This is a genomic window from Cerasibacillus terrae, assembly GCF_008039555.1.
Taxonomy (GTDB): domain Bacteria; phylum Bacillota; class Bacilli; order Bacillales; family Amphibacillaceae; genus Cerasibacillus; species Cerasibacillus terrae.
This window is the reverse complement of the sequence record NZ_VDUW01000005.1, coordinates 177,390-196,336: the sequence shown is the minus strand read 5'-3', so window position 1 is coordinate 196,336 and position 18,947 is coordinate 177,390. Positions and strand designations below refer to the sequence as shown.

The 18,947-nt window shown below is 35.8% G+C and carries 15 protein-coding genes; 14 read left to right on the top strand and 1 reads right to left on the bottom strand.

Going from position 1 to position 18,947, the window contains the following annotated elements:
- Nucleotides 1-153 precede the first annotated feature (153 nt).
- The 8 genes from FHP05_RS09350 (at nt 154) to FHP05_RS09315 (ending at nt 9,670) form a co-directional block, all read left to right on the top strand.
- Nucleotides 154-1,521 carry a chloride channel protein gene (locus FHP05_RS09350; protein WP_210766932.1) on the top strand — a complete coding sequence of 456 codons (1,368 nt, stop codon included), beginning with the start codon at nt 154-156 and terminating at the stop codon, nt 1,519-1,521.
- Between the two features lie 269 nt (nt 1,522-1,790).
- Nucleotides 1,791-3,008, top strand: a complete 1,218-nt coding sequence (locus FHP05_RS09345; RefSeq protein ID WP_147667372.1) for a dicarboxylate/amino acid:cation symporter — start codon at nt 1,791-1,793, stop codon at nt 3,006-3,008.
- Nucleotides 3,009-3,261: 253 nt separating this feature from the next.
- The gene (locus tag FHP05_RS09340) at nt 3,262-5,871 is read left to right on the top strand and encodes an endonuclease (protein ID WP_147667370.1); all 2,610 of its coding nucleotides are present in this window, start codon (nt 3,262-3,264) and stop codon (nt 5,869-5,871) included.
- Between the two features lie 56 nt (nt 5,872-5,927).
- Nucleotides 5,928-6,884: a phosphate/phosphite/phosphonate ABC transporter substrate-binding protein gene (gene phnD, locus FHP05_RS09335; RefSeq protein WP_147667368.1), complete on the top strand. Its 957-nt coding sequence runs from the start codon at nt 5,928-5,930 to the stop codon at nt 6,882-6,884.
- Between the two features lie 122 nt (nt 6,885-7,006).
- Entirely contained in the window at nt 7,007-7,777 is a 771-nt protein-coding gene (gene phnC, locus FHP05_RS09330) for a phosphonate ABC transporter ATP-binding protein (RefSeq protein ID WP_147667366.1), read from the top strand.
- Nucleotides 7,774-8,577, top strand: a complete 804-nt coding sequence (gene phnE, locus FHP05_RS09325; RefSeq protein WP_147667364.1) for a phosphonate ABC transporter, permease protein PhnE — start codon at nt 7,774-7,776, stop codon at nt 8,575-8,577. Before phnC ends, phnE (FHP05_RS09325) begins: the two co-directional genes overlap by 4 nt.
- On the top strand, nt 8,574-9,359 hold the full coding sequence (gene phnE / locus FHP05_RS09320) for a phosphonate ABC transporter, permease protein PhnE (protein WP_147667362.1): 786 nt from the start codon (nt 8,574-8,576) through the stop codon (nt 9,357-9,359). The genes phnE (FHP05_RS09325) and phnE (FHP05_RS09320) overlap by 4 nt, the downstream gene beginning before the upstream one ends.
- A 119-nt stretch (nt 9,360-9,478) precedes the next feature.
- Nucleotides 9,479-9,670, top strand: coding sequence for a hypothetical protein (locus FHP05_RS09315; protein ID WP_147667360.1), 192 nt, complete (start codon nt 9,479-9,481; stop codon nt 9,668-9,670).
- A gap of 338 nt (nt 9,671-10,008) precedes the next feature.
- Here the strand turns inward: FHP05_RS09315 and FHP05_RS09310 are convergent, their stop codons facing one another.
- Nucleotides 10,009-10,200, bottom strand: a complete 192-nt coding sequence (locus FHP05_RS09310; RefSeq protein ID WP_269144280.1) for an asparaginase domain-containing protein — start codon at nt 10,198-10,200, stop codon at nt 10,009-10,011.
- 157 nt (nt 10,201-10,357) lie between these two features.
- Here FHP05_RS09310 and FHP05_RS09305 point away from each other — a divergent pair, with 157 nt between their 5' ends.
- The 6 genes from FHP05_RS09305 to FHP05_RS09280 all read left to right on the top strand — a co-directional run bounded on the left by FHP05_RS09305 (nt 10,358) and on the right by FHP05_RS09280 (nt 18,889).
- The gene (locus FHP05_RS09305; RefSeq protein ID WP_147667358.1) at nt 10,358-11,323 is read left to right on the top strand and encodes a bile acid:sodium symporter family protein; all 966 of its coding nucleotides are present in this window, start codon (nt 10,358-10,360) and stop codon (nt 11,321-11,323) included.
- A 134-nt stretch (nt 11,324-11,457) separates the two neighbouring features.
- Complete coding sequence (gene ilvD / locus FHP05_RS09300; protein WP_147667356.1) at nt 11,458-13,137, top strand: dihydroxy-acid dehydratase; 1,680 nt, start codon at nt 11,458-11,460, stop codon at nt 13,135-13,137.
- Between the two features lie 765 nt (nt 13,138-13,902).
- Nucleotides 13,903-15,624 (top strand): biosynthetic-type acetolactate synthase large subunit, encoded by a 1,722-nt coding sequence (gene ilvB / locus FHP05_RS09295; RefSeq protein WP_407923430.1) that lies wholly within the window; start codon nt 13,903-13,905, stop codon nt 15,622-15,624.
- Nucleotides 15,621-16,142, top strand: a complete 522-nt coding sequence (ilvN, locus tag FHP05_RS09290) for an acetolactate synthase small subunit (RefSeq protein ID WP_147667354.1) — start codon at nt 15,621-15,623, stop codon at nt 16,140-16,142. Before ilvB ends, ilvN begins: the two co-directional genes overlap by 4 nt.
- A 166-nt stretch (nt 16,143-16,308) precedes the next feature.
- Nucleotides 16,309-17,355, top strand: a complete 1,047-nt coding sequence (ilvC, locus tag FHP05_RS09285; protein WP_147667353.1) for a ketol-acid reductoisomerase — start codon at nt 16,309-16,311, stop codon at nt 17,353-17,355.
- A complete protein-coding gene (locus FHP05_RS09280; RefSeq protein ID WP_147667351.1) occupies nt 17,342-18,889 on the top strand; it encodes a 2-isopropylmalate synthase in 1,548 nt (515 codons plus the stop codon). The genes ilvC and FHP05_RS09280 overlap by 14 nt, the downstream gene beginning before the upstream one ends.
- The last annotated feature ends 58 nt before the right edge of the window (nt 18,890-18,947 follow it).

The following is an 18,947-nucleotide window of genomic DNA, read 5'->3' as shown; positions in this document are numbered from 1 at the left end:
ATCGGAAGATAAAATAGGATAGAGAAATTGGAGTATCGTTTTAAATATGTGGAGGACCTTTGATTAACTCGGTGTTTTAAAAAGTGGCGGTCAGATGACAAGCCCCCTAAAGAGTGCTATGTTTAATAAAGAGCGAATTAGGAGTGGTATGTTTTGTTTCGCATAAATTATATTGAACCATTTGTAATGCTAGCTACCCTTCTAAGGTGGCTTTTTTTAGCATCAATAACCGGGATTCTTGTTGGTACTGGTACAAGTATATTTTTATTAGCATTGTTTTATTCTTTAAATCAAACAGCACATATACCGTTTTGGTTTCAACTCATTCTACTCCCTATTGGAGGACTTTTGAATGGGTTATTGATTTATTTCGGCTACCGGAAAAGGAAGGCAGAAAATGATTCTGTTATAAGAGCAGTCCATAAGCAAGATGGGATTTTGCCTATGAAAACAATGCCAATTAAACCAATAGCAGCTATCATAACCCTTGCATCTGGTGGATCTGCTGGAAAGGAAGGACCTTGTTCTCATATTGGTGGTACCATTGCATCTTGGTTTGGTCGTTTGATTCATCTGCCCCCAGAGTTACAAAAGAAAATAGTTGCATGTGGGGTAAGTGCTGGATTTGCAAGTGTTTTCGGTACACCATTTGCTGGAGCAATCTATGCGATAGAGATCATGTCTTTAGGTAGGGTTCGTCATGATTATTTATTTGCCACTGTTATTGCTGGAATAACTTCTGCACAAATTAGTAAGTTTTGGGGTATTTCTTATACTTATTATCCGATTGATTTTATAACAGATTTTTCATACATGTTATTTTTAAAAATTATCATAATCGGTATTTTATGTGGGCTTGCTGCATTATTGTTTATTGTTATGTTTGAAGAGATTCGTCTCTTTTTTAGTTATATACAACAGCGTTTCCATATATGGCGACCAATGATGCCTGTGATTGGTGGGGTGACTTTATCTATTTTAATTTTAATTATACCTGTTGACTATCTTGGATTAAGTTTACCATTGATGGATAAAGCGCTTAGTGGAGCAGATATTCCGTTTTTTGGCTTCTTTTGGAAAGCATTACTTGTAGCTATTACACTTGGCTCTGGTTTTTATGGTGGAATTGTGACCCCACAGTTTGTTATTGGGGCATTAGCAGGCAATGCATTAGCTGGTATATTTGGTATTCATCCGATTCTAGGTGCAAGTGTTGGGATGGTTGCTGTCGTGGCAGCCGCATCCAATACACCTGTGGCAGCCATTTTGATGGGATTTGAATTATTTGGTAGCACAATTGGAATATATGTGGTCGGTGCGTGTCTTTCCGCATATATTATTATTGGTCATCGCAGTGTTTATCCTGATCAACTTATTGCTTTCTCCAAATCCATTTGGATGCGTGCAAAGCCTGGAAGTACTCTGGGAGAAAGAGATGTCCAAATATCTTATGGGCTTTTAAGAAAAATACACCGCTGGCAACATCGTGAAGCCAATAAGGATAAAATAAAAAAAGGTTAATAAAGATATGTGGAAGGGTCCCCATCCTAGAAAAATATTTTTAAAGTGATACAACTTTCATAGGATAAGGATCTTTCCATTATTTTATTTTTTAAAAAGTCATGTTCTATTATAGATTCGAGCGATAATTCACAAATATTTTATTATTTGTAAATGATTGCGCTTTCATTTACTTTCGTTTAAAATAGTGTAATATAACAGAAAAAAGTTGAAAAATGGGGGATTGGACATATAAATAGAAAGAGACTGATACACAGGGAGGAACAGATATGAAGAAAAGTCTTATATGGCAAATTATTGCTGCATTTATTTTAGCTGTTTTAACAGGGGTTATTTTTGGAGAAAAAATAAATATTGTCGCACCACTTGGGGACTTGTTTTTACGTTTAATTAAGTTCATTATTGTTCCATTAATTTTATCGACCATCATTGTAGGGGTAGCTAGTACAGATGATGTTCAAAAGTTGGGACGATTAGGTGGAAAAACAATATCATATTATTTAATTACTAGTTTGATAGCGATCTCATTAGGTTTATTTGCAGGATATATTTTTACACCAGGTGCTGGAACAGATATTCAATTAAGTAGTAAGGATAAAGTGGAAGTACAGGAATCTGAAGGTGTTATTGATACGATTTTAAACATCGTACCAACCAATCCAATCGAATCATTGGCAACAGGGAATGTGTTACAAATTATATTTTTATCTATTTTTCTTGGGGTTGGAATTACACTTGTCGGTAAGAAAGCAGAACCTGTTAAACTTTTTTTTGATGGATTAGCAGAGATAATGTATAAAATTACCGGCATTATCATGTCATTAGCACCAATCGGTATCTTCGGATTGTTAGCACCGGTTGTTGGTGAATATGGAGCGAAAGTGTTGCTTCCATTGTTGAAGTTGATTATTGCTATGCTAATTACATGTATCATTCAAGTGATTGTAGTCTATTCTATTGCTGTAAAAACCTTTGGAAGAGTAAGTCCGATTAAATTCTTAAAAGCTATGTTTCCAGCAGCAATGGTAGCATTTAGTACAAGTAGCAGTTCTGGTACATTACCAGTAACAATGAAATGTGTAGAAGATGATTTGAAGGTTTCCAAAGAGACAAGTAGTTTTGTTCTTCCATTAGGTGCAACTATTAATATGGATGGAACTGCAATTTATCAAGGACTAACCGTTATGTTTATTGCTCAATATTACGGGGAAGCATTGACATTCTCTCAATTAGCAACGATTGCCTTAATTGCTACATTTGCTTCCATTGGAACAGCAGGTGTTCCAGGTGCTGGAATGATCATGTTGACATTGGTACTTACTGCAGTTAATTTACCACTTGAAGGTATTGCACTTGTAGCGGGTGTGGACCGTATTCTAGATATGATGCGAACAACTGTAAACATTGTAGGGGATGCTTCCGCAAGTGTTGTTGTTGATGCATCAGAAAAAAATCATACCTATAATGAAGAACAGATTCTTGCTTAGAAAACAACGAGATAAAGATAACTAGATAAAATCTAATTCCTTGAATTGTAAGAAGGGGCATCACTTTTTGTGAAATTTTTTTAATTTTATCACAAAACTTTGAATATAGCTAAGGTAGTATAAAAGATATATTCTATATAGCCGCATTCACTAAATCATTGGAAAGGTTAATATAAACTTTACAATCAATTAAAATGAAATCAACAATTGATAGGTAAAATAGGATATATCCACATTTAGAAGGAGGTTGAATATGAATAGAAAAAAGAATCAATTGTGGTCCATCTTTTTAGCTTTTATTTTAAGTGTCATTGTGTTTCCAATTGCATTCCAAGCTGAAGGAATAGATGACCCAGCTCCAATCATTGTTCCGGAAGAACCAAATGGAAAGACGGTATTATTTGATAATATGCATGGGCAAACGGCTGGACAAGCAGATTGGGTAATTGATGGTGCGTTTTCTGACTTTGCAGAAGGAATTGCAGCCAATGGGTATCAAGTGAAAGAATTACGAAAAAAACGTCCATTTACAATAGGAGACTTAGAAAAATCGGATGTTTTCGTTATCCCTGAGGCAAATATTCCCTTTAAAAAGACAGAACAGGATGCAATGGTAGAATATGTGGAAAATGGTGGTAGTATATTTTTTATTTCTGATCACTATAATGCAGATCGTAATAAAAATCGCTGGGATTCATCCGAAATCATGAATGGATTTCGTCGAGGAGCATATGATGACCCAACGAAAGGTATGTCATCACTAGAGGAGAATTCAGAAGTAATGCAGGGTGTAGAAAGTTCAGATTGGTTAAGTGATCACTTCGGTATTCGTTTTCGTTTTAATGCACCAGGAAATATTGTAGCAGATCACGTTGTTGAACCATCTGAAACATTTGATATTACATATGGAGTTAGTAAAGTGACGATGCATGCTGGATCAACACTCGCTATTACAAATCCAGAAATAGCCAAAGGAATTCTCTATTTACCTGATAATCTAGATGAAAGTGATAAATGGGGGCCAGCAGTAGATGAAGGCATTTACCATGGTGGCGGAGTGGAAGAAGGCCCATATGCAGCAATTTCAAAATTAGGTAAGGGAAAAGCTGCTTTTATCGGAGATTCTTCACCAGTTGAAGATGCAACCCCGAAATATCGTAATGAAGAAACAGGTAAAAAGAAAAGAACCTATGACGGATTTATTGATGCAGATAATGGGAAATTATTATTAAACACGATTGATTGGTTGGCAGAACAAGAATCGTACGAGACGTTTACTAATGCAGATATCCCTTTAGATGAACCATCACCAATATTGGATAAAGAAATTCCGGAAAATACGACTGAGCCACAGCATGAACCGTGGTCCACACCGTTAGATACTTATCATTGGTTTGATTCAGTTACTTTTGCTCCTGGTTCATTTGGATCGACCGAAGATCCTAATCCAGAACCAGCGTTGACATTGAATTATGACTCGGTAATCCCGAATGATGAACCGTTTACGATAGAGATTATTGCGGAAGGATTAAAGCCAGGACAAACTATCAACGGTTACAATCTTGGTATTTACTTAGATGGTGGTCAACAAATTGCGAAAGTACAAAATGATGATGGAAGTTGGCCTAAAACATTCGGCTATAGTGAACCATTTTCACTTGTAGCAGATAGCTCTGGAAAAGCAACAAAAGAATTAACTATTCTAGTTAATGGCAATGTTGAGGGAAAGGCTAAAATTCGTTTGCGTCAAGAAAAAACAAATGTATTAACAAAGCCAGTCGTTGTTGGAAAAGCAGGCGAGGATATAGAAGAACCATCTCAAACAATATCTATTAAAGAAGCACGTGAAACCGCTGATGGACAAAAAGTAGTAGTGGAGGGTGTTATTACAACTAACCCGGGTATTTTTGGAGGAAAGGGTTTTTATATCCAAGATGATAGTGCGGGAATTTACGTGTTCCAACATGAAGAAAATTTTCAGCTGGGCAATAAAGTTACCATCACAGGAACATTAACAACATTCCAAGGTATGAAAGAAATTACGGATGTCGAAAAAATCGAAGTTAATGGAAAGAGTGAACTACCTACATTTTCTCCAGTTGATCAATTAGATGGTTCAAAACAGGGAGAACGTGTCACATTAGAAGGAGAAATTGACAACATTCAATCATATTGGAATGCATTTGAATTTGACTTACGAAAAGATTCGCAAACAACACGGGTTCGAATCGATAACCGAACAGATATTACATTAGAAGCCTTCCAAGAGAAATTCCACGAGGGTGATAATGTTTCTGTTTCTGGTATAGCTTCTATTTTTAAAGGTACGTATCAATTATTACTCGTTGATTTAATTCATATTGAAAAGTTAACATCGTCCTCCCCAGTGATAGAGGACATTTCCGATTTTTCAACTTTTGAAATTACGAAAGAGTATGAACTACCTGTGGTTGTACATGATCCAGATGGCGATTTAGAGGATGTTACGATAGAGTTAGACGGTAAAACAATGAAAGACTATATTTCTATTTCACCATTAGAATATAAACCTGGTAGTTATGAAATTAAAATTATTGCGAGTGATTCAGCAGGAAATGTTGTAGAAGAATCATTTCCAGTAGAGGCTGTTTTAAGTTTAAAAGAATTAGATGAATTAGTAGAATTGGGAAGAGAACAAGCTTATTTAGATGGAAAAATAGAAAAAAGATTATTGAAAAAAGCGAAAGATGTACAAACAGCCAAAAATGAGAATGCTAGAAATGGAAAATGGAATGCATTAATGAACCAAATCCATGCACAACTTGGCAAAGAAATTAAAACAGATTATATTCATTTTTGGGACAAACCAGTTGATATTAAATAAAAAGTGTAGTAATGAATTTCTACGATAAATATTAAATTTAATGGGGGTTACTCGCGATGAAGAAGTGGTTACGAACAGTTTTATTTTTACTAGTTATATCATTAGCAGTTTTAACTGCATGTGGTGATGGTGGTTCAAAGGAAACAGATGGAGAGGCATCTGGTTCTGATAGTGAAGAAGGAGACGAAATGGAAGAATTAACGGTCCAATTCGTACCATCACAAAATGCAGATACGTTAGAGGCAAAAGCAAAGCCATTGGAAAAATTACTAGGAGATGAATTAGGTATTCCGGTAAAGGTAAGTGTTTCAACGGATTACAATACAATAGTTGAAGCAATGAAATCGGATAAAGTAGATGTTGGGTTCTTGCCACCAACAGCATATGTCCTTGCTGAAGAACAAGATGCAGCAGAAGTTATTATTCAAGCACAACGTTATGGTGTAAATGATGAGGATGGATCTCCAACAGATGAATTAGTAGATTCTTATAAATCTATGTTTATTGTTAGGGAAGATTCCGATATTCAATCGGTAGAAGATTTAAAGGGAAAGAAAATTGGATATCAAAATGTTACTTCATCTGCAGGATTTGTATGGCCAGCTGCAACATTGATGGATGCAGGTATTCATCCGTTAGAAGACATGGAGCCAGTTACGTTAAAAGGACATGACCAAGCGATTATATCTTTACTAAATGGTGACATAGATGTAGCTGTAACTTTCCAAGATGCACGTAATGTTGTTGCAGGTGACTATGAGGACGTATTTGAAGAAACAAGAGTTATAGAATTTACAGAACCAATTCCAAACGATACAATCACGGTTCGTCCAGAAATTAGTGACGATATGAAAGAAAAAATCACAAAAGCGTTTATTGAAATAGGAAAAGATGAAGAAGGTCAAGAAATTATTCGCGATATCTATTCACATGAAGGTTATGTAGAATCACAGGATAGCAACTTCGATATCGTTCGAGAATATGAAGAAAAAGTCAGCAAAGAAGTGAACTAATTAAATTTTTAATTGAATAAAGTTCCTAATAAAGGATAAAGGGAAAAGGCAACCGGTAGCTTAGCTATTTTCGGTTAGCCTCCTTTTATTCTTTTACTATTGTTATGAAAGTGGGTAGTATTTTGATAGAATTTAAAAATGTTTCTAAAGTATATCCAAACGGTACACGCGGTTTAACAAATATTGATTTAACAATTGAAGAAGGCGAATTTGTTGTTATTGTAGGCTTATCCGGTGCAGGGAAATCAACATTTTTACGTTCTGTTAATCGGCTTCATGAAATTACGGAAGGGGAAATTAATGTAAACAATAAATCGATTACCAAAGCAAAAGGAAAAGCTCTTTATGAGATAAGACGTGACATCGGGATGATATTTCAAAATTTCAACCTAGTGAAGCGTTCATCTGTGATGCGAAATGTTTTATCAGGTCGAGTAGGATACCATTCTACATTAAGAATGATTTTTGGGCTGTTTCCCAAACATGATAAGGAACTAGCTTTAGATGCATTAGAACGTGTTGGTTTAAAAGATAAAGCATATGTACGAGCAGATCAATTATCTGGTGGTCAACAACAACGAGTATCGATTGCTAGAGCATTAGCACAGGAAGCGAAAGTTATTTTAGCTGATGAGCCAGTCGCTTCATTGGACCCATTAACAACGAAACAAGTAATGGACGACTTAGCAAAAATCAATGAAGAATTAAAGATAACAATGATAGTCAACTTACATTCTGTTGATCTGGCTAAGAAATATGCAACACGGATTATCGGCCTTAAGGAAGGAAAAGTTGTGTTTGATGGTTCGGTATCAGAAGCAACTGATAAAGCGTTTGAACAAATATATGGAAAAGTTGATGAAGAAAATGTGAGGAAGAGGGCTGCGAAATGAGAAAAGTAGAAGTTCAACAACAACCACAAAATCTTTCTATTCCTCCTTCCAAGACAAAGCCTATATTAACAATGATTCTTATCATGTTATTAGTCCTTGGAAGTGGATGGCAAATTAATTTTTCTTTCACTGAGTTAATCGATGGTCTTCCGAATATGTGGGAATTAATTGTTCAGTTAGTGCCACCTAATTGGGCTTACTTTTCTGAAGTGACTTCTCCAATGTTAGAAACAATACGTATGGCCGTGGTAGGTACAACCTTTGGTGGGCTTTTAGCTTTTCCTTTATCCATGTTAGCAGCAAAAAACATCTTTTTTTCTTCGTGGATAACAGGACCAGCAAGATTTATTTTAAACCTTATACGAACACTTCCAGAACTTTTATTAGCAGCGTTATTTGTTGCCATCTTTGGTATTGGACCAATACCAGGAATATTTGCGTTAATGTTATTTTCCCTAGGAATTATTGCAAAATTATTTTATGAATCTGTTGAATCAATTGACCCAGGTCCAATGGAAGCAATGACAGCAGTTGGCGCAAATAAAATAAAATGGATCATTTTTGGAGTCGTTCCACAAGTGATGTCTTCTTTTATGTCGTTTTTCTTATATGCATTCGAAATTAATATCAGGGCTGCGGCAGTATTAGGATTAGTTGGTGCAGGTGGAATAGGATTGTATTATGAAAAGACACTCGGATTTTTTGAATATGGAAAAACGTCATCCATTATTGTATATACACTGATAGTCGTTCTGATTATTGACTACTTTAGTACGAAAATAAGGGAGAAATTAACATGACACAAAGTAAAGGACTTGTCTATATTCGCCGATTTGTCATTGTACTCGCCGTATTAGCTATATATATATGGGCATTTGCAGGATTACCTACTTTAGAATTAAAAGAAACCTCGATAGAAGTTATATCAGCAATTCTTGCAGGGATATTCTCACCTGATTGGGGATATGTATATGATCCTGGTGGAGAAGACTTACTCCGTGGATTGTTAGATACAGTTGCAATTGCTATATTGGGTACATTTATTGCTGGAATTCTTTGTATCCCATTTGCATTTATGGCAGCAAATAATATTATGAAAAATAAGGCAGTAGTAGGAATTAATAAGTTTATATTGAGCTTTATTCGTGTTTTTCCAGATATTGTGCTTGCATTATTATTTATTAAAGCTGTTGGTCCAGGAGAATTTGCAGGGGTATTAGCCTTAGGTATTGGTGCAATCGGAATGTTAGGAAAATTAATCTCAGAGAGTATTGAAAATGTTGATTTAAGTGCAAAAGAAGCATTAATAGCAACAGGTGCTAACCCAATAAAAACATTTATTTTTGCCATCGTTCCACAAGTTCTACCAAACTATTTTTCCTTTGTAATGTATCGTTTGGAAGTTAATATGCGTGCTGCAACAGTCCTAGGGGTTATTGGTGCAGGAGGTATTGGAACACCACTTATTTTCGCCTTAAGTGTTAGAGACTGGGAGCGAGTTGGGATAATTCTACTAGGTATTATCGTTATGGTAACCATTGTCGATATTATTTCCAGTAAGGTTAGAGCTCGTTTTACATAAAAACATTCAGTAGGGGAGGCCCTGCTGTGTGTTTTTTGTTCTTAGCTCCACTTTTATTCCTCCGAATACTATGGTAATGTTTAGTTAGAAAAAATATCCAATTGGAAAGGATGCAACGAATGGAAATAATGATTTTTTATGGTGTAGGTATGATAGGTATTGCTATTATACTTATCGCTTTTATGGGGTTTCTTAGTAATATGTTGAAAAAAATTAGTCGTAAATTAGAAGAGTCACCCGTGCATGAATTAGAAGAAAGAATTAGTCAGTTAGAAAATGAAATTGCTTTATTAAAAAAAGATAAAAGATAAAAGATAAAAACAAGCATCCTAAAATGCCTGTTTTTTGATTTTTAATATGTATCAAAAGTCCACTGAATATCTTCTGTTTTTCGATAGGATTTTAAGGAAAGCATAAGTAAAATCCGTGCTTTTATTAGAGTCAGATTATCACCACTGATAAGATTTCAGAGCATATGAGAAATAAATGTAATATATATTAACTTAATTACTTTGATAAAAAGTGTAAAATAAAGGGACTTACGCTTTCATTGTAAGTTTTTTTAAAAAAAAGGTGTAAAGAATACCAGATAGCTACAGAATATGTAACTTTTGCAATTTTAATACCTTTCATTATTTTACCTCTTCTATCAAATGCTGATTCGTTGTTTGGACGGAGCATCAGAACTTAAAGATGTAATTGGACGTTGGGAACCAACTAATACGACGGCCTTGTTCGTATTTAAGGTTAGATGTAGAAAATAGGCCGTTTCTTCTAATGTACTTGTTCCTTGTGTGATGACAACTCCGTCAAAATCCTTTTCCTCTACATAATATTCGATTTGCTTTTTTAAGATAGCCTTTTTCTTTTTTTAATATAAATAGAATTTATTATATGTGCAATGGAGGGGAATTACAAGTTAAATAAAAATAAATGGGATTGACTTTTCGGAATCTTCCTCATAAAATAAAGAATAAAACTATTTTAGGGGGGCTTACATGAAAGCAGTAGAAAGAATTAGTAGACTAGCAGGAAATACGTTTGCGCTATGGGTGATATTATTTGGAATTCTAGCATTTTTGTTCCCAAATGGATTTACTTGGATTGCTCCTCACATATCCTTGTTGCTAGGAATTATTATGTTTGGGATGGGGATGACGCTTTCATTGGATGATTTTAAGGGTATTGTGAAAGCACCAAAAAGTGTTTTTGTAGGAGTTCTCGCGCAATACACAATTATGCCTTTAATTGCCTTTGGACTAGCTCATTTATTTAAACTTTCTCCAGAAGTAGCTGTTGGGGTGATTTTAGTTGGTTGTGCCCCAGGTGGTACAGCATCGAATGTAATGGCCTATTTAGCTAAAGGAAATACCGCATTATCTGTAACTATTACAGCGGTATCAACTGTTTTAGCACCTATTCTCACCCCGGCATTGACTTGGCTTTTAGCAAGCCAATGGTTACCTGTTTCGGCGGGAAGCATGTTTGTTTCTATTGTACAAATCGTTCTTATTCCAATTGTACTTGGTATTGTTATTCGAGTTATTTTTACAAAGCAAGTAGAAAAAAGTGTAAAGGCATTGCCACTAATCTCTGTAATCGGTATTGTAGCTGTCGCAGCAGCTGTCGTTGCAGTTAATAAAGAATCAATTGCATCATCAGGATTACTTATATTTTCTGTAGTTGTTTTACATAATCTATTTGGATTGTTAATTGGATTTTTATTAGCAAAACTACTCCGATTTGATTATGCCGATCAAAAAGCAATATCCATTGAAGTAGGCATGCAAAATTCAGGCCTTGCATCTGCACTTTCATTAGCACATTTTGCTCCAATTGCAGCTGTGCCAAGTGCCATATTTAGTGTATGGCATAATATTTCAGGACCATTATTAGCGACATGGTGGGGAAAAAGAGGTAATGCCAGAGAGATAATACAAGATGCAAATAAAAAATTAGCTTGAATGTATTATTGTTTTTTGAAGTATTTGTTGAAAATGAGACATTATTTAATATCTTTTTAATTTAAAAAGTCTAAAAATATTGAATTGTAGGTTGAATCATTCTATAATAATCCGAAAGAAAGGTAGGGAATACGATGAAAAAAGATCTACGCAACAAGAGTAAAGTATTCAGTGAAGGGCCAATTAAAGCACCAAACCGTGCGATGTTAAGAGCTGTAGGTGTGACAGATGGAGATTTTAAAAAACCAATGGTAGGAGTGGCAAGTACATGGAGTGAAGTAACACCATGTAATATTCATCTAAATGATTTGGCTAAAAGAGCGAAAAAAGGAGCAAGAGAAGCTGGGACTGTTCCACTCATGTTTAACTCGATTACCGTTTCTGACGGGATATCGATGGGGACAGATGGAATGCGCTATTCATTACCAAGTCGTGATGTGATTGCTGATTCAATTGAGACTGTTGTCGGTGCAGAAAGTTTAGATGGACTAGTAGCAATAGGGGCATGTGATAAAAATATACCTGGATGTTTAATGGCAATTGCTAATGCAGAGGTTCCGGCTATTTTTGCTTATGGTGGAACTATTTCTCCCGGAAAACTTCATGGAAAAGATATTGATCTTGTCTCTGTATTTGAAGGGGTTGGAAGGCATAATAAGGGAGATATTGATGATGAGGAATTATATGCAATTGAATGTAATGCCTGTCCTGGAGCAGGGGCTTGTGGTGGAATGTATACCGCAAATACGATGGCATCTGCTGTTGAAGCGATGGGGATGAGTTTACCTGGAAGTGCATCAAATCCTGCAGAATCTATCGAAAAAAGAGAGGATTGTGAGGCAGCCGGACAAGCCATATATAATTTACTAGAAAAAGGTATTTATCCAAAAGATATTATGACGAAAAAAGCATTCGAAAATGCAATTACAGTTGTTATGGTATTAGGTGGATCAACAAATGCTGTATTACACTTGATGGCAATGGCACATGCGATTGATGTGGATTTAACATTGGAAGATTTTAACCGAATTCAAGAAAAAGTTCCACATTTAGCAGATATGAAGCCAAGTGGAAAATATGTAATGCAAGATTTACATATGGCTGGTGGTGTACAGGCAGTTATGAAATATTTATATGAAGAAGGATTTTTACATGGGGATTGTCTTACAGTAACGGGAAAAACCGTTGCTGAGAATTTACAAGATGCACCATCATTGAAGGCTGACCAAAAAGTCATTATGCCTTTGGATAAACCGAAGCGTAAAAATGGACCTTTAATTACGTTAAAGGGAAATCTTGCACCAAGTGGAGCAGTAGCTAAAGTTTCTGGGCTTAAAGTAACAAGACATACAGGACCTGCCCGTGTTTTTAATACAGAAAAAGAAGCAGCAGACGCCATTCAGCAAGATCATATTAAAGAAGGAGATGTCCTTGTCATTCGCTTTATTGGTCCAAAAGGTGGGCCAGGAATGCCAGAAATGCTTTCAATATCTAGTTTACTTGTTGGAAAAGGGCTTGGAGAAAAAGTTGCTCTACTAACAGATGGTAGATTCTCCGGTGGTACGCATGGACTTGTTGTTGGGCATATTGCACCAGAAGCACAGGATGGTGGGCCAATTGCTTTGTTAGAAGAAGGGGATGAAGTAACGATTGATTCAGAAGAAAAAATAATATCTTTTGCAGTATCTGAAGCAGAATTGGACAAACGCCGTCAAAACTGGGAAGCCCCACCATTATACAAAAAAGGAATTCTCGGAAAATATGCTCATATCGTTTCATGTTCATCCAAAGGTGCGGTAACGGATTTTAAATAAAATGATTGAAAAGGCCTCGAAATTTTTTGAGGTCTTTTTATTTTGTACACCCTAAATAAACATTTGTCCTGCTGGGAATGAGTTTTTTATATTTTGTAACAAATTTGTAAAGAAAGAAAATTCAAACCTAATTCCCTTATCGTCATGCATGTGTAAGCGTATACAGAAAAAAGACTTATCTAAAGTATCTAAAAATTTTACAAAAAAGGTATTGACCAATTGAAATAAACGTTATATGATATACGACAATATCAATTAGAACCAAAGAGAGATAAATCATTCAACTTAAAATAAAAAAATGCGTTGACGGGAATAAAAGAACAAAGTAGATTGTATTCACAGAGATCCGAGGTTGCTGAAAGCTCGGAAATACAATTTTGTTCTGACATCATCCCTGAGTGCTATGCTGAAAGATAAATACGACTAGGCATAGCCAGGTGAAACATTTCACCTGTTATCAAAAAGGCTTCTAATATGCCGGTGAGTTAGTATTCGAAAGAATGCTAAAAAACTAGGGTGGTACCGTGGAAAGAAAGCTCTTTTCACCCCATTATATCTGTTGTAATGCAGATTTATAGGGTGAAGAGAGCTTTTTTAGTTTACCAAATAAGTAAACAGTAATTTGATAGATCTCTTGAGGACCAAGAAGTAAAAAGAGTGTTTCTTGTAGAATCCCATTGTAACTTCTATTTTGTGAATTTTCTCTATTTGGCTATATCCGCTAAAAGAGATTTATAATAACAAACTATTGAGGAGGTTAAAACATTGAAGGTTAAGTTAGAATCAGAAATGAGGGCTGTTCAAAATGTGGTGACGGGTGCTGATTTATTAATTCAATCATTAATTGATGAGGATGTTGAAGTAATTTTTGGTTATCCAGGCGGAGCAGTACTCCCTATTTATGATGCATTGTATCGTCAGAAACACTCTTTCCAACACATTTTAACACGCCATGAGCAAGGAGCCATCCACGCAGCTGAAGGTTATGCACGAACAACAGGAAAGCCAGGTGTCGTTTTTGCTACATCTGGACCAGGGGTAACGAACATAATTACAGGAATTGCGGATGCGATGATGGATTCATTACCAATTATTGCTTTTACAGGTCAGGTAACGAAGACGGTTATTGGTACAGATGCTTTTCAAGAAGCAGATGTGATGGGGATTACAACACCAATTACGAAATATAATTATCAAGTAAAAGAATTATCAGACCTTCCAAGGGTCGTAAAAGAAGCATTTCATATTGCAACTACAGGTAGGCCAGGACCAGTTGTTATCGATATACCGAAAGATGTGACACAAGAATTATCAGTAGGTGAGTATGATTGTTCATTCTCTTTGCCTGGTTATCAACCAACAATTCGTCCTAATCCATTACAAATTACGAAATTAGCAGATTCCATAGAACAGGCACAAAGACCAGTTATAGTTGCTGGAGCAGGAGTATTGTTTGCGGAAGCCACAGATGAATTAAAAGAGCTAGTAGAAACATATAAACTCCCAGTTACAACAACATTACTTGGTTTAGGGAGTTTTCCTGGAACACATCCATTATCACTTGGAATGGCAGGAATGCATGGAAATTATGTAGCAAATATGGCTATCTATAAATCTGATTTATTGATAAATATTGGAGCCCGTTTTGATGATCGCCTAACAGGAAACCTACATCACTTTGCACCAAAAGCAAAAGTTGCTCATATCGATATTGATCCAGCTGAGATTGGAAAAAATGTAAAAACAGAAATACCGATTGTTGCAGATGCTAAAAAGGCATTACAAGCATTATTGCAAAAAAGAATTCAAACGCCTAAACATGATAAATGGTGTGAAACTTTAGCACATAATAAACAAGAGTATCCATTTTGGTATGACCATCCAGAAGAATACATCTCTCCACAAGGATTAATTGAAAAAATTCACTCCGTAACAAATGGAGAGGCAATTATTACGACAGATGTAGGGCAACATCAAATGTGGGCAGCACAATATTACACCTTAGATAGCCCGAATAAATGGGTCACATCTGGTGGACTTGGAACCATGGGATTTGGTTTCCCAGCAGCAATTGGAGCTCAATTAGGAAATCCCGAAGAATTAGTTGTATCTATTGTTGGGGATGGTGGCTTTCAGATGACATGTCAAGAACTATCAGTAATACATGAAAAGAATCTCCCTGTAAAAGTAATAATTTTAAATAACGAGGCTTTAGGTATGGTTCGCCAATGGCAGGAGAAGTTTTTTGAAAAACGGTATTCTGAATCCGTTTTTGCAACAAATCCGGATTTTGTAAAATTAGCAGAGAGTTATGGTGTAAAAGGAGTTCGAGCTACTAAAGAAGAAGATGTTTTGGCTACGTTAGAAGCAATTTTTTCCTATGATGGTCCAGTAGTTGCAGATTTTAGAGTCTGTCAACAAGAAAATGTTTATCCGATGATAGCACCTGGAAAAGGAGCACATGAAATGTTAGGGGTGAAAAGATGAAACAAATCATTACAGCCACTGTCCAGAATCGAAGTGGTGTCCTCAACCGTATTACAGGGATGTTAAATAAACGACAATTTAATATTGAAAGTATTACAGTTGGTGCCTCTGAAATAGAAGGTATTTCTAAAATGACCATTGTTGTAGATGTGAATGATCATCAAAAACTAGAACAACTAACCAAACAGTTAAATAAACAAATTGATGTATTAAAGGTGTCTGATATAACTGATCAAGCAATTGTTGCTAGAGAACTTGCACTTATTAAAGTTGTCGGTAGCGGCCAACTCCGAGCAGAAATTCAAGGAATTATCGCACCATTCCGGGCATCAATAATCGATGTAAGTAAAGACAATCTAACCATTCAAGTAACAGGGAAACAAGAAAAAGTAGATGCATTAATCACACTTTTAAAACCATATGGAATTAAAGAGTTAGCAAGGACAGGAATGGTTGCCTTTTTAAGAGGACAACAACCATCTCATGTAACAGAAATAAATTCAGCATTATCAATATAAACGGTAAAAAATTTACTGTTATTTTTCGGAATATATTATATTCATTAATTTTTCAGTAAATTATTCTTTAGGTACCCATGTATAAGAAGAAATGAAACACGTGAGTAATTAAATTTTCCATATATGTGTAGAAATTACACAATTAAAAATTAGGGAGGAATGGATGATGGCAAAAGTACTTTATAATGGTGATATTCAAAACGAGGTATTAAAAAACAAAAAAATCGCGGTGGTTGGTTATGGTTCACAAGGGCATGCACATGCACTGAATCTTCGTGATAGTGGATTTGATGTTGTTGTTGGGCAAAGACCAGGAAAATCGCAAGTAAAGGCAGAAAATGATGGTTTCACTGTAAAGCCTGTTTCTGAAGCTGTAAGTGAATCAGATGTAGTTATGATTCTTTTACCGGATGAGCTGCAAACGAAAGTGTATAAAGAAAGTATCGAACCTAACTTAAAAGCTGGGAATGCACTCGTATTTGCACACGGATTTAATGTTCACTTTAATCAAATTGTTCCACCAGAAAATGTGGATGTTTTCCTTGTTGCGCCGAAAGGACCTGGACACCTCGTTCGTCGCACATATGAAGAAGGTGCCGGGGTACCTGCTTTGTATGGTGTCTATCAAAATGTAACAGGAAATGCTAAGAATCTTGCACTTGCTTATGCAAAGGGAATCGGAGCTGCACGCGCTGGAGTTCTAGAAACGACATTTCAAGAAGAAACAGAGACAGATCTATTTGGCGAGCAAGCTGTACTATGTGGAGGGCTCACAAGTCTTGTAAAAGCAGGTTTTGAAACATTAACAAATGCTGGTTATCAGCCAGAAGTTGCTTATTTTGAATGTTTGCATGAGATGAAGTTGATTGTTGACTTGATGTATGAAGGTGGCTTAGAAAATATGCGTTATTCTATTTCTGATACTGCACAATGGGGAGACTTTGTTTCTGGGCCAAAAGTGATTAATGACGAAACGAAAGAGCGTATGGAAGAAATTCTAGCAGAAATTCAGTCAGGAGAGTTCGCTAAAGGGTGGATACTTGAAAATCAAGCAAACCGACCGCAATACAATGCAATAAATAGGCAAGAAAATGAACATTTAATTGAAAAGGTGGGTAGAGAATTACGTAGTTTAATGCCTTTTGTTAAACAGCCAGTAAATGAAGAAGAGCAAAAGCAACAAAAGGATGTGAAAGAACATGTCACGAATTAAAATTTTTGATACAACACTACGAGACGGTGAGCAATCTCCCGGTGTGAATCTGAATGCAGTCGAAAAACTAGAGATTGCTAGACAACTAGAACGTCTAGGAGTGGACCGGATGGAAGTGGGGTTTCCCGCTTCCTCCAAAGGTGATTTTGAAGCAGTAAAGCGAATTGCTGAAACAATCAAAGAAACATCTGTGGCAGCTTTATCTAGATCTGTTCAATCAGATATTGATACAGCATGGGAAGCATTAAAAAATGCAGAGGATCCATGCCTACACCTATTTATCGCTACTTCCCCTATTCACATGGAATATAAGTTAAAAAAAACACCTGAAGAAGTTATCGAAACAGCTGTACGAACGGTTTCCTATGCAAAAGAACGTTTTTCAGAAATTGAATGGTCTGCAGAAGATGCTTCCAGGTCTGATTTAAACTTTTTAGCCGAAATCATAGAAAAGGTGATTGATGCCGGGGCAACTGTTATTAATTTACCGGACACAGTAGGTTATACAACACCAAAGGAATACGGTGACATGTTTCGCTTTATAAAAGAAAATGTACCAAATATTGATCAAGTATGTCTATCTTGTCATTGTCATGATGATTTAGGAATGGCTGTTGCAAATTCAATCGCTGCTGTTGAAAATGGTGCAACACAAATAGAAGGAGCAATCAATGGGATTGGTGAACGAGCAGGAAATGCCTCTCTGGAAGAAATCGTTGTTGCTCTAAAGATTCGCTCAGATTTTTACCCATACACAACGGGATTAAAATTAAACGAAATCAAACGAACTAGTAATCTTGTGGCTAAACTAACAGGAATGCATGTGCAAGCAAATAAAGCTATTGTTGGTAGAAATGCATTTGCACATGAATCAGGAATTCATCAAGATGGTGTGTTAAAAAATAAAGAAACATATGAAATTATTACACCAGAAATGGTAGGCGTAAACGTTGACAATCTATACCTCGGAAAACACTCTGGGCGCCATGCATTTAAGGAAAAGGTAAAAGAAATGGGCTATAAACTTTCAGAAGAAAAATTAAAAGAAGCATTTCAAGCTTTTAAGAGTCTAACAGATCGTAAAAAAGAAGTAACAGATGATGATTTATTTACGATTTTAATGGATGTTCAGATTGATACAAAGGCCATTTCTAAGTATGAATTAGATGTTTTTCAAGTACAATATGGTACTTCAAATATCCCAACAGCAACCGTTTCTTTACGCACACCAAGAGGAGAATCCATTCAAGCAGCATGCACTGGTCAAGGAAGTGTAGAAGCTTTATATAATACACTAGATAATCTTATAGAAGAAGAATTAAAATTGCTTGATTACCAATTGAATTCTGTTGGTAGTGGAAAAGATGCATTAGCAGAATCTTATGTTCAATTGTCGGTGAATGGAACAACTGTCAATGGAAGAGGAACAGCACAAGACGTTCTAAAAGCATCAAGTCACGCATTTTTAAATGCTGTTAATCGATATATTATAAAGGAAAATACATCAGAAAAAGAGCTTGTTAAAAATAGTTAAAATTGATGATAGTTTACAGGAGGAAAATTAGCTATTTCAACTGGGGTAATATTTTGGA

What these genes read in the sequence shown, in the direction of transcription:
- ilvD (WP_147667356.1), top strand. Translation starts at nt 11,458, where the DNA reads ATGAAAAAAGATCTACGCAACAAGAGTAAAGTATTCAGTGAAGGGCCA.
- FHP05_RS09345 (WP_147667372.1), top strand. Translation starts at nt 1,791, where the DNA reads ATGAAGAAAAGTCTTATATGGCAAATTATTGCTGCATTTATTTTAGCT.
- ilvC (WP_147667353.1), top strand. Translation starts at nt 16,309, where the DNA reads ATGGCAAAAGTACTTTATAATGGTGATATTCAAAACGAGGTATTAAAA.
- FHP05_RS09280 (WP_147667351.1), top strand. Translation starts at nt 17,342, where the DNA reads ATGTCACGAATTAAAATTTTTGATACAACACTACGAGACGGTGAGCAA.
- FHP05_RS09315 (WP_147667360.1), top strand. Translation starts at nt 9,479, where the DNA reads ATGGAAATAATGATTTTTTATGGTGTAGGTATGATAGGTATTGCTATT.
- phnE (WP_147667362.1), top strand. Translation starts at nt 8,574, where the DNA reads ATGACACAAAGTAAAGGACTTGTCTATATTCGCCGATTTGTCATTGTA.
- FHP05_RS09305 (WP_147667358.1), top strand. Translation starts at nt 10,358, where the DNA reads ATGAAAGCAGTAGAAAGAATTAGTAGACTAGCAGGAAATACGTTTGCG.
- phnE (WP_147667364.1), top strand. Translation starts at nt 7,774, where the DNA reads ATGAGAAAAGTAGAAGTTCAACAACAACCACAAAATCTTTCTATTCCT.
- FHP05_RS09340 (WP_147667370.1), top strand. Translation starts at nt 3,262, where the DNA reads ATGAATAGAAAAAAGAATCAATTGTGGTCCATCTTTTTAGCTTTTATT.
- phnD (WP_147667368.1), top strand. Translation starts at nt 5,928, where the DNA reads ATGAAGAAGTGGTTACGAACAGTTTTATTTTTACTAGTTATATCATTA.
- ilvN (WP_147667354.1), top strand. Translation starts at nt 15,621, where the DNA reads ATGAAACAAATCATTACAGCCACTGTCCAGAATCGAAGTGGTGTCCTC.